This window comes from Streptomyces sioyaensis (assembly GCF_004122735.1).
GTDB classification, from domain to species: domain Bacteria; phylum Actinomycetota; class Actinomycetes; order Streptomycetales; family Streptomycetaceae; genus Streptomyces; species Streptomyces sioyaensis.
Genome location: NZ_SDIF01000017.1, coordinates 22,863 through 35,923 on the forward strand (window position 1 = coordinate 22,863; position 13,061 = coordinate 35,923).

General features: G+C 72.9%; 16 protein-coding genes. 11 read left to right on the forward strand and 5 right to left on the reverse strand.

From position 1 onward, the window contains the following. Positions 1–16 precede the first annotated feature (16 nt). From EST54_RS08790 to EST54_RS08805, 4 genes are all read right to left on the reverse strand, one after another. Entirely contained in the window at positions 17–457 is a 441-nt protein-coding gene (locus tag EST54_RS08790; RefSeq protein WP_129246747.1) for a PTS-dependent dihydroxyacetone kinase phosphotransferase subunit DhaM, read from the reverse strand. Continuing rightward, positions 454–1,050 (reverse strand): dihydroxyacetone kinase subunit DhaL, encoded by a 597-nt coding sequence (gene dhaL / locus EST54_RS08795; RefSeq protein ID WP_161989269.1) that lies wholly within the window; start codon positions 1,048–1,050, stop codon positions 454–456. Before dhaL ends, EST54_RS08790 begins: the two co-directional genes overlap by 4 nt. A gap of 68 nt (positions 1,051–1,118) precedes the next feature. Then, on the reverse strand, positions 1,119–2,111 hold the full coding sequence (gene dhaK / locus EST54_RS08800; RefSeq protein WP_129246750.1) for a dihydroxyacetone kinase subunit DhaK: 993 nt from the start codon (positions 2,109–2,111) through the stop codon (positions 1,119–1,121). A 562-nt stretch (positions 2,112–2,673) separates the two neighbouring features. Then, positions 2,674–3,942 (reverse strand): APC family permease, encoded by a 1,269-nt coding sequence (locus EST54_RS08805; protein WP_129246752.1) that lies wholly within the window; start codon positions 3,940–3,942, stop codon positions 2,674–2,676. 219 nt (positions 3,943–4,161) lie between these two features. On the opposite strand from EST54_RS08805, the gene EST54_RS08810 reads away from it, so the two are divergent. Then, positions 4,162–5,520 carry a vanadium-dependent haloperoxidase gene (locus EST54_RS08810; RefSeq protein WP_129246754.1) on the forward strand — a complete coding sequence of 453 codons (1,359 nt, stop codon included), beginning with the start codon at positions 4,162–4,164 and terminating at the stop codon, positions 5,518–5,520. 291 nt (positions 5,521–5,811) lie between these two features. Continuing rightward, complete coding sequence (locus tag EST54_RS08815; RefSeq protein WP_239012457.1) at positions 5,812–6,432, forward strand: arginase family protein; 621 nt, start codon at positions 5,812–5,814, stop codon at positions 6,430–6,432. Between the two features lie 144 nt (positions 6,433–6,576). On the opposite strand, the gene EST54_RS08820 is transcribed toward EST54_RS08815, so the two are convergent. Then, positions 6,577–8,703, reverse strand: coding sequence for a SpoIIE family protein phosphatase (locus EST54_RS08820; protein WP_129246756.1), 2,127 nt, complete (start codon positions 8,701–8,703; stop codon positions 6,577–6,579). A gap of 248 nt (positions 8,704–8,951) precedes the next feature. Here EST54_RS08820 and EST54_RS08825 point away from each other — a divergent pair, with 248 nt between their 5' ends. The 9 genes from EST54_RS08825 (at position 8,952) to EST54_RS08865 (ending at position 13,045) form a co-directional block, all read left to right on the forward strand. Then, a complete protein-coding gene (locus EST54_RS08825; protein WP_129246758.1) occupies positions 8,952–9,344 on the forward strand; it encodes a gas vesicle protein GvpO in 393 nt (130 codons plus the stop codon). Between the two features lie 85 nt (positions 9,345–9,429). After that, the gene (locus EST54_RS08830) at positions 9,430–9,882 is read left to right on the forward strand and encodes a gas vesicle structural protein GvpA (RefSeq protein WP_129246760.1); all 453 of its coding nucleotides are present in this window, start codon (positions 9,430–9,432) and stop codon (positions 9,880–9,882) included. 3 nt (positions 9,883–9,885) lie between these two features. Further along, positions 9,886–10,599: a GvpL/GvpF family gas vesicle protein gene (locus tag EST54_RS08835; protein WP_129246762.1), complete on the forward strand. Its 714-nt coding sequence runs from the start codon at positions 9,886–9,888 to the stop codon at positions 10,597–10,599. A gap of 9 nt (positions 10,600–10,608) precedes the next feature. Then, positions 10,609–10,863 (forward strand): gas vesicle protein GvpG, encoded by a 255-nt coding sequence (locus EST54_RS08840; protein ID WP_129246764.1) that lies wholly within the window; start codon positions 10,609–10,611, stop codon positions 10,861–10,863. Between the two features lie 81 nt (positions 10,864–10,944). Next, a complete protein-coding gene (locus EST54_RS08845; protein ID WP_129246766.1) occupies positions 10,945–11,406 on the forward strand; it encodes a gas vesicle protein in 462 nt (153 codons plus the stop codon). Beyond that, the gene (locus EST54_RS08850) at positions 11,403–12,209 is read left to right on the forward strand and encodes a GvpL/GvpF family gas vesicle protein (protein ID WP_129246767.1); all 807 of its coding nucleotides are present in this window, start codon (positions 11,403–11,405) and stop codon (positions 12,207–12,209) included. The genes EST54_RS08845 and EST54_RS08850 overlap by 4 nt, the downstream gene beginning before the upstream one ends. After that, positions 12,206–12,457 (forward strand): gas vesicle protein, encoded by a 252-nt coding sequence (locus EST54_RS08855; protein WP_006607243.1) that lies wholly within the window; start codon positions 12,206–12,208, stop codon positions 12,455–12,457. The genes EST54_RS08850 and EST54_RS08855 overlap by 4 nt, the downstream gene beginning before the upstream one ends. Next, complete coding sequence (locus EST54_RS08860; protein ID WP_129246769.1) at positions 12,447–12,860, forward strand: gas vesicle protein K; 414 nt, start codon at positions 12,447–12,449, stop codon at positions 12,858–12,860. The genes EST54_RS08855 and EST54_RS08860 overlap by 11 nt, the downstream gene beginning before the upstream one ends. An 11-nt stretch (positions 12,861–12,871) precedes the next feature. After that, the gene (locus tag EST54_RS08865; RefSeq protein ID WP_129246771.1) at positions 12,872–13,045 is read left to right on the forward strand and encodes a CsbD family protein; all 174 of its coding nucleotides are present in this window, start codon (positions 12,872–12,874) and stop codon (positions 13,043–13,045) included. Positions 13,046–13,061: the final 16 nt, after the last annotated feature.

The following is a 13,061-nucleotide window of genomic DNA, read 5'->3' on the forward strand; positions in this document are numbered from 1 at the left end:
GCCTGCCCCGGGTGCCTCACTCCTTGCGGTAGCCGTACGCCTCCCCGGCGGCCGCCGCGACCGCGTCCAGGTCCGCTCCGGTCGAGGCGGTGACCACGGCGGCCACCGCGCCCTCCACGAACGGCGCGTCCACCAGCCGTGCGCCGTCGGGGAGTTCGTCTCCCTCGGCGATCAACGACTTCACGGTCAGTACGGCGCTGCCCAGATCAACCAGGATCGCCACCCCGGCCCCGCGGTCCACCGCCCGGGCAGCCTCGGAGATCAGCTCCGCGCTCGTCCCCAGCCCGCCGTCCGGACCGCCGCCCGCGGCGGCCACCGGTACCGTGTCACCGCCACCGGCGAGCCCGACCGCCAGAGCCGCCACCGACTCGGCGACCGGCGCGCTGTGTGACACCAGCACCACCCCGACCGGTGTCCCCGCCCCGGCGGCCGTACCGCCCGTCGTCCGCTCGCTCACTTCGCCACCTCCGCAAGGGCCGCGAACAGCAGTGCCGAGGACGTCGCCCCCGGATCCTGATGGCCGATGCTGCGTTCGCCCAGATAGCTCGCCCGGCCCTTCCTGGCCAGCATCGGTACGGTCGCCAGCGCGCCCTTCTCGGAGGCCGCGGCCGCCGCGTCGAAGGAGGTGGCCAGGGCCTCGATGCCCGGCACCAGCGCATCGAGCATCGTCTTGTCGCCCGGCGCCGAGCCGCCGAGCTGTGCCACCGCGTCGACCCCGGCGGCCAGCCCCGCCCGCAGCTCCTCCGCGGACACCTGGGGAGCCTCGCCGAAGGCCTTGCCGGCCCGTCGCAGCAGCGTCCCGTACAGCGGCCCGGACGCCCCGCCCACACTGGAGATCAGCTTCCGTCCGGCGGCGATCAGGGTGGCTCCGGGGGTCGCCGGCGGCTCCGCCTCCAGCGCGGTGACCACGGCCGCGAAGCCGCGCTGCATATTTCTCCCGTGGTCGGCGTCACCGATGGGGGAGTCCAGCTCGGTGAGCCGGTCGGCCTCCCGGTCGATGACGGCGGCCGCCGCCGTCATCCAGCGTACGAAGAATGCGGCATCCAGCACCGTTTCGGACACGGACTTCTCTCCTTGGTCGTTCGGGCACTCAACAAGAAAGCGGATACGGCGCGGGCCTACCGGCCCCAGCGGAGTCCCGCGGTCTGCACCGGCGCGTCCCACAGCCGCAGCAGTTCCCCGTCCACCTGACACAGCGTCACCGAACAGCCCGCCATGTCGAGCGAGGTCACATAGTTCCCCACGAGCGTGCGGGCCACCGCCACGCCCCGTTCGTCGAGCACCCGGCGGACCTCCGCCTGGAACCCGTACAGCTCCAGCAGCGGGGTCGCGCCCATGCCGTTGACCAGCACCAGCACCGGCAGCCGCGGATCCAGCTCCGCCAGGACCGCATCGACCGCGAAGTCCGCGATCTCCCGCGAGGTCATCATCGCGCGGCGCTCGCGCCCCGGCTCACCGTGGATCCCGACCCCCAACTCCAGCTCCCCGGCCGGAAGATCGAACGTCGGGCTGCCCTTCGCCGGCGTCGTACAGGCACTCAGCGCCACCCCGAAGCTGCGCGAGGACGCCACGACCTGCCGGGCCAGCGCCTCCACCCGCTCCAGCGGCATGCCCTCCTCGGCCGCGGCACCGGCGATCTTCTCCACGAAGAGCGTCGCGCCGGTACCGCGCCGCCCCGCGGTGAACGTCGAGTCGACCACCGCGACATCGTCATCGACGAGCACGCTGGCCACCTGCACCCCCTCGTCCTCCGCGAGTTCCGCCGCCATCTGGAAGTTGAGCACGTCCCCGGTGTAGTTCTTCACGACGAACAGCACGCCGTGGCCGCTGTCCACGGCCGCCGCGGCACGCACCATCTGATCGGGCACCGGTGAGGTGAAGACCTCGCCCGGACAGGCGGCATCCAGCATGCCGGGCCCGACGAACCCCCCGTGCAGCGGCTCGTGCCCGCTGCCGCCCCCGGACACCAGCGCGACCTTGTCCGCCACCGGCGCGTCCCGCCGCACGATCACCCGGTTCTCGACATCCACCACCAGCTCCGGGTGCGCCGCTGCCATCCCGCGCAGCGCATCGGCCACCACGGTTTCGGCGACGTTGATCAGCATCTTCATGGGTACCTCCTGGTGAGACTGGCAGTGGGCCATCTGACCGGTGTTCTTCCAGGTCATGGTAGGTATGGCGGAGTTGATCCCGATAGTCTCCGGCGGTGCGAAGCGGGGGTGGGCAGGCTGATGCCGACCTCGTGCGGGCTGGGTTGATGGCCTATCAGGTGGTGGGTACGGGCCTCCGGGACGTCGAGGAGCGGCGGGGACCAGTATCGGACGGTGAGGGGCCCGGCGGCACTGCTGCGTGCTGGTGTCGTTGCGCTCTCTGTAGTGCGTTCACCTGAGGTTGCTCGCGGGCGTGCCGTCCCTCCGGTCGCGGCCCCCCGGGGTGCGCCCCTGCTGCGCCCCGGTTCTCCGGGACGCGGAGGGGCGCACCCACCGTGTGGGTGTCCCCGCGTGTCGGGTCCCGGCGTGTCAGGGTGACGTGACGTGGCTGCTTCCCTGATCCGGTCGGGCGTCGAACCCGGTGGTGGGGCATCGCCGTGCCCGTGCCGGTGCCGGTGCCGGTGCCGGTGCCGTGGTGGCCGGTGCTGCCCGCCGGTCGGTCGTGGCCGTGGCGCCGGGCCGCTCAGGCGCGGCGGCCGGCTGTCTTGCGTACGCCGTAGGCGGCGGCACCGACCGCGAGCACCACGGCACCCCACAGGACCGAGGCCGGCGGCAGGGCGAAGGCCAGCGCCAGGCAGCCGGCCGTGCCGACGACCGGGACGAGCCGGGCCGGGCGGCCCTCGGCGGGGGTGAGGGTCCAGGCGGAGGCATTGGCGAGGGCGTAGTAGGCCAGCACGCCGAAGGAGGAGAAGCCGATCGCGCCGCGCACGTCCGTGGTGGCGACGAGGACGGCGACCACCGCGCCGACGGCGAGTTCGGCACGGTGCGGCACCTTGGTGCGCGGGTGGATGGCGGCCAGCGCGTGCGGTAGGTGCCGGTCGCGGGCCATCGCAAGAGTGGTGCGCGAGACCCCGAGGATCAGCGCGAGCAGGGACCCGAGCGCCGCGACGGCGGCCCCGCCCCGTACCACCGGTGCCAGGGCCGGGACGCCGGCCGCACGCACCGCCTCCACCAGCGGCGCGGCGCTGTGGGCGAGGCGGTCGGGCCCGAGGACGGACAGCACCGCGACCGCGACGCCCGCGTACACCACCAGCGTGATGCCGAGCGCGAGCGGGATCGCGCGGGGGATGGTCCGTCCGGGGTCGCGGACTTCCTCGCCGAGGGTGGCGATGCGCGCGTAGCCGGCGAAGGCGAAGAACAGCAGACCGGCCGCCTGCAACACCCCGGCGGCGGAGGCGTCCACGCCGAGGTCCGGGCGGGCCGGGCCGGTGGCGCCCGAGGTGAGACAGGCGGTGGCCACGGCGGCGAGCACCGCCAGGACGACCGCGACGATCCCCCTCGTCAGCCAGGCGGACTTCTGCACCCCGGCGTAGTTCACCGCGGTCAGCGCCACCACCGCCGCCACGGCAACGGCGCGCGCCTGACCGGGCCATACGTAGGAGCCCACGGTCAGGGCCATCGCCGCGCAGGAGGCGGTCTTGCCGATCACGAAGCCCCAGCCGGCCAGATAGCCCCAGAAGTCCCCGAGGCGCTCGCGGGCGTAGACGTAGGTGCCACCCGAGCGGGGGTAGCGGGCGGCCAGCCGCGCGGAGGAGGTCGCGTTGCAGTACGCCACCACCGCGGCCAGCGCCAGGGCCGGCAGCAGACCCGGCCCGGCCGCCGCCGCGGCCGGAGCGAGCGCGGCGAAGATCCCCGCGCCGAGCATCGCCCCGAGCCCGATCACCACGGCGTCGCCCACGCCCAGACGCCGGTCCAGCTCTCCCGCTCCGGCAGATCGCGCCGACGTCTCCATCGCTCGCTCCTCCGCTCGCTCCTCGACAAGGGGCACCACGGCCGGACCACGGTTTCCGGCACCGGCGCAGGCTAGAGCACCAAGATGGCCGGACGGTTTCCCCGCTCGCCCCGTGCGCGGCTTCGGGAGTAAGGACAAGGCGAGTGGTGTGCGCCCGGCGCACCCCCTTCCCACGGCGAAGCGGCGTGCCCCTTCACCCGTTCGGCTGTTAAGTCGGTTATGGATACTTCTCGTTCGCGCGGCCGGTCCGTCCGCGGCACTCTCGCGGCACTCCTCCTCCTCGCCCTCACGGCCGTGGCGGGCCCCACCGCCACCGCCGGCGATCAGCCGCCACCCGCCGCGGACCCCGCGGCGGTCCGTGACTGGAACGCCCTCGCCACCGACACCATCAGCACCAACCTCGGCCCCACCCGCCCCTCCGGGCAGGCGGTCATCTGGCACGGGTTCGTCTCGGCCGCCGTCTACAACGCCGTGGTCGGCATCCAGGGCCGCTACGCCCCGTACAAGTGGCGGGCGCGCGGGCCCGCCACCGCCTCGCCCGAGGCGGCGGCCGTGACCGCCGCACACCACGTACTGGTCGCCTTCTTCCCCGCCTCCCGGGCGACGCTCGACGCCGCGTACGCCGATTCCCTCGCCAAGATCCCCGACGGCACGGCGAAGAAGCAGGGCGTGGCCTTCGGGGCACGCGCCGCCGACCACCTCATCGCCCTGCGCGAAGGCGACGGCCGGTTCGCCACGGTGGAGTTCACCCTGCCGCCCGCGCCCGGCATCTGGCGGCCCACCCCGCCCGCCCACCTGCCCTTCATCGACACCTGGCTCGGGAAGTTGCGCCCCATGGTGCTCACCTCCCCGGACCGGTTCCGTCCCGGCAGGCCGCCCGCGCTGTCCTCGGCCCGCTACGCCCAGGACGTGAACGAGGTGAAGACCATGGGGGCGAGGACCGGCTCGCCGCGTACCGCGCAACAGACCGAGACCGCGCTGTTCTTCGGGGGCAATCTGGTGGTGCAGCTCCAGTCGGCCTTCCGCGACTACTCCGCCCGGCACCATCTGGGCATCGCCGACACCGCGCGGATGATCGCCGCGGCGAACGCCTCGGCCACCGACGCCGTCGTCACCGCCTGGAACACCAAGCTCCACTACGGTTTCTGGCGGCCGATCACCGCCATCCAGCTCGCCGACACCGACGGCAACCCCGCGACCGACGCCGACCCGCAGTGGCAGCCGCTGCTGATCACCCCACCGCACCCCGACTACGTCAGCGGTCACGCCACGGTCGCCGGCGCCGTGACCCGGACCCTGACCGGAGTCCTCGGCACCGCGCACCTCGACCTCACCTTCTCCTCCGAGGCCACCGGCACCACACGGCACTACGACGACCCCGTCCGGTTCAACGAGGACATGATCAACGCCCGGGTCTGGGCCGGAATCCACTTCCGCACCGCGGACCTCACCGGGTGCCACGTCGGCAACCGCATCGGCGTCTGGACGCTCACCCACGCCTTCCAACCCTTGCGCCCGGCACACCCTCACGCCACGCTGCCGGGCCGGCCGACCTGCCCGCGCGGCACCGCCCGCTGACCGGCCCGCACCGCCCGCCGGTCACCGTACGCACCGCGGCCCGGGGGAGCCGTACGTGCCCGGCCGACCGGCGGGCGGAGGGACCGCCGAGGCGGGTGGTCCGGTACGGAACGTGCGGCGGCAGGCCCACGGCACCGGCCACCTCACCGGTCCGAACGGTGGAACGCTCCGGCCTGTCGCTCGGCGATGGCCGCGGCGCACCCTGCCCGTCGGCTTGATTGAGCGCGGCGCGGCCGGCCGGGCGGCTTCCGTACCGGGCGGCAGCACGGGCCGGGGCGAGAGGAGTGGTGCATGGAAGGCGTACCCCCGGATGCCTGGAAGTGGGAAGTCGACCGCACGTCCGGCCCGGGACGCGAACCGGGGCCGATCAACCTTCAGCGGTACGCACTGGTACCGGCCTACGCCGGGATCGCCACCCTCTTCGGGCTGCCGTTGTGCCTGAACCCGGACGATCTGCGTGCCGGCCAGGTCGATGTGGCGGTCCTCGGGGCCCCGGTGGACATGTCGACCGGGCACCGCGGCGCGGCCTACGGCCCGCGCGCCATCAGGTCCGACGAGCGGATCCTGCCGCACACCCCGCAGATGCTGATCAACCCCAGCACCCGCATCAAGCCGTTCGAGGAACTGACGGTGGTCGACTACGGCGATGCCGCGGTGGACCCGCTCAGCATCGACAACTCCATGGAACCGATCCGCACTCTGGTCCGGGACATCGCCGCCACCGGCGCGATCCCGCTCGTGCTCGGCGGGGACCACTCCATCCTGTGGCCGGACGCCGCGGGCGTCGCCGACGTCTACGGGGCGGGCAAGGTCGGGGTGATCCACTTCGATGCGCACCCCGACTGCGCCCACGACACGCTCGGCCATCTCGCCTCGCACGCCACCTCGATCCCGGCTACACCACCACGATGAACGCCCGCCGGGCCATCTTCGAGGCCCTGACCGGCATCGCCATGCGCCGCAAGGGCCTTCCCGGACCCGCGTACGTCGACCCGGACGTCGGGGGGCCGCCGCCTGCTTGAGCGGGCCGGTCCGGCATGCGCTCTCGTGTCGCTCTCAGACAGGGATGGCCGGGCCGACCGGCAGGACCGACAACAGCAGGAGCGCCACATCGTCCTGACGGTCCGTATCGGCGTCCTGGTTCTCCAGGAGGGCGTCGGCGAGGCGCTCGGGCCCCAGGGGCGGTGCGTCGTTGAGCCGCCCGGCCAGGTCGGCGACGGAGCGCTCGGGATCGACGCCCGGCGTCTCGACCAGGCCGTCGGTGTAGAGCGCCAGCACGGAATTCGGCGGCAGGGTGATCTCCGTGGCGGAGTACCGGGCGTCCCGGTCGATGCCCAGGAGCAGGCCGGGCGGCACGTGCAGTACCGAGGTGTGCCGGTCGGGATGGCGGAGGATGGGCGGCGGATGACCGGCGCCGGCCAGGCACGCCCGCCGGGTCCGCAGATCGATGCGGACGTACAGGCAACTGGTGAACAGCTCCGGGTCCAGGTCGGTCAGCAGCCGGTTCGTACGGGCCAGCACCTCTCCGGGGGACGCCCCCGCGGTCGCATAGGCGCGGACGGCGGTGCGGGCCTGGCCCATGAAGGCGGCGGCCGTCGCGTTGTGGCCCTGCACATCACCGATGACGGCGGCGACGTGGCCCGCGTCGAGCCGGATCAGGTCGTAGAAGTCGCCGCCGATCTCCATACCGCGGGTCGACGGCAGGTAACGGCCGGCGACAGCGAACCCGGGCACCTCGGGGAGGCCGTGCGGCAGCAGGCCGGCCTGCAGATCGTGGGCCAGCTGCTGCTTGGTGTCGTACAGCCGGGCCCGGTCGAGCGCCTGGGCGATCAGCCCCGCCAGCGAGGTGAGCACCTGGCGTTCCTCCGGGCTGAAGGTGCGGGGCCGGGTGTACGAGAGGATGCAGCAGCCGACCGGGCGGCCGGAGACCACCAGCGGCAGCACGGCCCGGGAGGCCTTGCCGGTCAGTTGCAGCAACCCCGGGTAGTCGCGTTCGCTCTCGTCGGGAGAGCTGAAGAAACAGGGCTCCCCGGTGGCGAGGGCGCGTACGGCAGGGCTGTTGACGGCGTCCAGGGCGACACCGTCGAAGGCGGTGACGGCCTCAGGGGGGTACCCGCGGTGGCCGATGGTGTGCAGCCGGCCGCCCTCCGCCGCGTACATGATCATGCCCTGGGCGCCGAACGCCGGCATGATCTGGCCGGCGATGAGATCGACGACATCCCGCACGCCCACGGCCTCGGTGAGGGCCGCCGCAAGATGCAGGACGTGGTAGATCTGCCCGGCCCGCACGGGCACGACCTCGCCCTGCGCGGCCGGGGGCGCCAGCGGGCCGTAATCCTTGCCCGAGGGGCCGATCCACACGCTCAGCCCCCGGGCGTCCGGGAACAGCCGGAAGGTGAGCCACCGGTCCGGGGGCCGGCAGGCGGTGAACGACATCGGCCGGCGGCTGATCACCGCCGCGCGGTAGCGGTCCTCGAAGGCGGGGTCGCGCAGCCACCGCAGGGCGTCCCAGGGGCGCGAGCCGAGCAGCCGGGCCTCCTGCTCGCCGAGCAGCTCCGCCGCGCCCGTGGTGACCAGGGTGAAGCGCCCCTCCAGGTCGAGGGCGCAGCAGCCGCCGGGCAGCCGCTCCAGGTAGTCGACGGCCGCCAGCGCCTCGTCGTGGCCCACGGTCCGCGCCGGAGGCGGCGAGAGGACCCGCGGGGCGCCGGCGGGCGTGGTGGCGGTGCCGGGCCGGGGGCGTTCGTCCAGCAGCGCCGCCAGACGCCGGCAGGCGGCCGTCACCGCTTCGCTCTCGTCCCCCGACAGCTGCGGTGCGTGGCCGGCCGGCCACAACAACAGCAGCGCGCCCCGGCCGTCGGTGCGATCGCCGACCGGGGCCGCCGCCAGCGCGAAGTCGTAGGGCACGGCCACCGCGGTGCGGGGAAAGTCCCGGGCCATCTGCTGCTGGCCGCCCGCCCACACCAGCCGCTGCTCGCGGGCCGCGACGGCGACCGGGATCGGGGCGGCCAGCGCCACCCGGCTCCACGGCTCCAGGAACGGCGCCGGTATCCCGCTCATGGCGGTGAGCTGCAGCACCGGCTCGTCGGCCGCCAGCTCGTAGAGGCCGCCGGCGGACGCCCCGGTCTCCCGCAGGGCGCCGAGCAGTGCCCGGTCCACCGGATCCGCCCCGGCCCCGCCGGTCATCGCTCACCTGCACACAGCTGTCGCGCCATCGAGACCACTCCGGCCGCTGTTTCTCCCGTGAGGAGACCGTCGCGCCGTCTCTTCCGGGTCAGTGCCGACGTTACGCCGCCGACCGGGCCGCGGCACTCGATCCCCGGCCTGCCCCGGTGCCGCCGTGGCCAGGCGCGCTGAGCTGAGCCGTATATCATGTAGGGACGCCTCTTGGAAGTGGCGTGGGCAGCATGTCGCCTCCGAATCCGGAGAGGACCATGGCCACAGGCGAAGAGGACGACACGGAACGAGTCCGGCGTCCGTCCAGCAAGAAGACCGCCAAGAAAACCGTCGGAAAATCCAGCCGCACCCGGGCCGAGAGCCGCGAGAGCGGGACGGAGCGCGCAGCCCGCCGCGTTTCGGCGCCACGCGCCATGCGGAACGCCTCCGAGCAGCTCGAAGAGCTGCTGGGGCGGGTCCCCGAGTCCGTCTCCGCGGTGCAGCCGACGGAGGACGGCTGGCAGGCGGATGTGGAAGTCCTGGAGCTGGAACGGGTGCCGGGGACGACGAGCGTGATGGCGACCTACCGTGTGACGCTGGACGAGGAAGGCGAACTCGTGGCGTACGAGCGCACCCGCCGCTACACCCGCGGCCAGATCGACCGGCGTTGAGGCCGGGCAGGCCGCGGCACCACGTTCGCCAGGCGAACGACTCGGCCGCTCCGCGCGGCGGGGCGAGCCGGTGAAGGGAGGCACCGTGACTGTGGTGCCGCAGAGCGGAGGAGCCGTCGCCCCCGGTGGCGGGGCAGGCTCCGGAAATCTCTACGAGATCCTCGATCTGATCCTGGACCGCGGGCTGGTCATCGACGTCTTCGTGCGGGTGTCGCTGGTCGGCATCGAACTTCTCAAGATCGATGCCCGCATCGTCGTGGCGAGCGTCGACACCTACCTGCGCTTCGCCGAGGCCTGCAACCGCCTCGACCTGGAGGCGGGGCGCAAGGCCCCCTCCCAGCTGACCGACATCGTCGGCGAGGTCACCGAGGGCGGTTCGCACGGCAAGGCCAAGGGCGCGCTGTCCGGAGCCGCGGAGGCCGTCAGCGACGCCCTCAAGGGCGACAGCGACGACGAGGAGCACGAGGAGAAGCAGAAGGAGCCCGCCGGCCGTCGTGAGCGGCAGGCTCGTCGGCCGGCCCGGCGCCGGAAGGAGTGAGCGATGGCCGTCTATGTCTACTCCATCGTCGCAACCAGCCACCCCCAGAACCTCAACGGTCTGAACGGGGTGGGCGACCCGCCGTCCACGCTGCGCACGGTGCCGAGCGAGGAACTCACCGCCGTCGTGAGCGACGCCCCCGAGGAACTGCGTCCCAAACGCCGCGACCTGGGCGCGCATCAGGCCGTCCAGGAAGCGCTGATGGCCGACGGCACCGTCCTGCCCCTGCAGTTCGGCTTCACCACCACGGACGACGACTCCGTACGGGAGGTGCTTGAGGAGCGTGCGGAGGTGTACGCCGAACGGCTGGAGGCGCTGGAGGGCTGTGCCGAGTACCACCTCAAGGTCAGCCAGGCCGAGGAGGCGCTGCTGCGGCAGATCCTCTTGGAGTCGGACCAGGCGCGCGCACTGAACGAGCAGATCACCAGCGGCACCGGTGGCCCGGAAGTCCCGCTCGCCCTCGGTGAATTGATCGCCGGGGAAGTACAGGCACGGGAGGAACAGCTCGTCGACCGGATCGTCGGGGAGCTGCGCGGATTCGCGCGGGAGGAGCGCCTGTCACAGGCGACCGGGGACGACTTCCTGAGCGTGTCCTTCCTGGTGGAGCAGGACAACGAGAAGAGCTTCCTCTACGCGGAGCAGGAACTCGCCCAGGAACTGGGGGAGGACTTCTCCTTCCGGCTGCTCGGCCCGCTGCCCCCCTACAGTTTCGTCTGAGGAGTCCCCATGGCAGGCCTGCTGACTCACCTCGCCACCCTTCCGCTGTCGCCCGTGCGCGGCGTGGCCTGGGTGATGGAACGCGTCCTCGACGCCGCGGAGGAGGAGTACTACGACCCCGCACCCGTCGAGCGGGAACTCGCCGAGCTCGAACGGGCGCTGCTCGCGGGCGAGATCGACGAGGAGACCTTCGACCGGCGCGAGGACGAACTGCTGGACCGGCTGGACGAGATCAGGGCTCATGTGCAGGGCACCGGCAGCTGACCGCGGCCACCGGCGAGCCGGAGCGCGGGCCCGCGCTGCGGCCGCAACACCGGGACATCCGGGAATCGAGGTGCGACGGCCGTGAACGAACCCGTGGCACGGAGGACGGGAGACTACCCGTCCCGGGCCGGCCCGTACGGCGGCCAGGGCTCCTCGGCCAACCTCGCCGACATCCTGGAACGCGTCCTGGACAAGGGCATCGTCATCGCGGGCGACATCCAGATCAACCTGCTGGACATCGAACTGCTCACCATCAAACTCCGGCTGCTGGTCGCCTCGGTGGACAAGGCGAAGGAGATGGGCATCGACTGGTGGGAGCACGACCCCGCACTCTCCTCCCGCGCTGCCGACGGCTACCACTCGCTCGCCGAGGAGAACAGGCGGCTGCGCGCCGAGATCGAGGCCCTGCGCGAGGGCGACGAGCTGCCGCCGGCCGAGGACGAGGACGAGGAGCGCCGCCCCGCGCCGCGCCGTGCCGCACGGACCTCCCGCGCCAAGCGGGCCGAGCCCCGCCCCCGCAGCAAGCGGCGGGACGAGTCATGACCGCGACCATGAGCTATGCGTACGCCGTCGCCCGGGACGACGACGACACGCTGGCGCGGGCGCTGTCCGGTCTGCCGGGCGTGGCGGACGCACCGGTGCACCTGGTGCGGCAGGGCGAGATGGTGGTCGCCGTGAGCCCGGTGCCCGAGCAGGACTTCCAGGAGTCCGCGCTGCGCGCCCACTTGGAGGACCTGGAGTGGCTGGAGTCGGTGGCCCGCGCCCACCACCGGGTGATCGGGGCGCTGGCCGAGCGCACCACTGTCCTGCCGCTCCGGCTGGCGACGGTGTACCTCGACGACGAGCGGGTGCGGCAGATGCTCGACGCCCGCCAGGAGGCGTTCGCCGGCCGGCTGTCCGAACTCACCGCCCACACCGAATGGGGCGTCAAGATCTACGTCGAGACGCCCGCGGCCACCGAGCGCCCGGCCGCGCCGCCGGCCGCGGCGGACCTGAGCCCCGGGCGGGCCTACCTCAGCCATCGCCGGGCGCAGCGGCACGCCCGCGAGGACGCCTACCGGGAGGCCGAAGAGGTCGCCCGGCGCGTCGAGGACGCCGCCCGGCACCATGCCGTCGACCGGGTCCAGCACCGGGCCCAGCAGGGCGAACTCGCCCGCGGGCCGGGGGAGAACGTCATCAACGACGCCTACCTCGTACCGGTGGGGCACGCCGAGGGCTTCCGCGCCGACGTCCTGCGGGCCGCCGAGGGCCTGACCGGGGTCCGGGTCGAGGTCACCGGGCCATGGGCCCCGTACTCCTTCGCCACGCCCCCCGAAACCGAGCCGATGAAGCGGGCCGCACCGTGAGGGCGGCGGACGGCCGGCCGCCGGCAGTGGCCCAGGAGCCGCTGCCGGACCGGCAGATCGCGCTGATCGACCTGCTGGACCGGCTGCTCAGCGGGGGCGTGGTCCTGACCGGCGATGTCGTGCTGTCCATCGCCGACATCGACCTCGTCCGCATCTCGCTGCGCGCGCTGATCGTCTCCATCAGCGAGCAGATGCCCGCCCCGTGGTCCGCCACCGCACCCCCGGTACGCGACGGTCATGACGGATGAGGACCGCCGCCCCGCCAGCCGCTTCGACGATGTCGCCGACGCGGCCGACCGGGCATTCCGGCTGCTGCCCGCGGCACCGCAGGACGAACTGCCGTCCGGCGGCGGGGAGCGACGGAGCCCGGCCCACCGGCTGCGCACCAACCCGGACACCGTGGAGCGCGACCTCATCAAGCTCGTGCTCACCCTCGTCGAGCTGCTGCGCCAGCTCATGGAACGTCAGGCCCTGCAACGGGTCGACTCCGGAGACCTCACCGAGGAACAGGAGGAGCGACTGGGAGCAACGCTGATGATTCTTCACGACCGCATGGTGGAACTCTGCACCCAATACGACCTCTCGATGCAGGACCTCAATCTGGATCTCGGCCCGCTCGGGACATTGCTGCCACCCGCTGAATCACCCTGAAGGAGCGTGACATGGGAATAGCAAAGAAGACCAGGAACCTCGGCCAGATCGTCGAGGGAAAGGCCATGCAAACCACTGGGAAGGCGCTGGGCAACAAAAGCCTGGCCCGGAGAGGGAAAGCCGAACTGGTCAGGGGGAAAGTGAAGCAGGCAATGGAGAAGGGCAGGGACTCGCTCAGGCACTGACGGCACCGCAGGCACT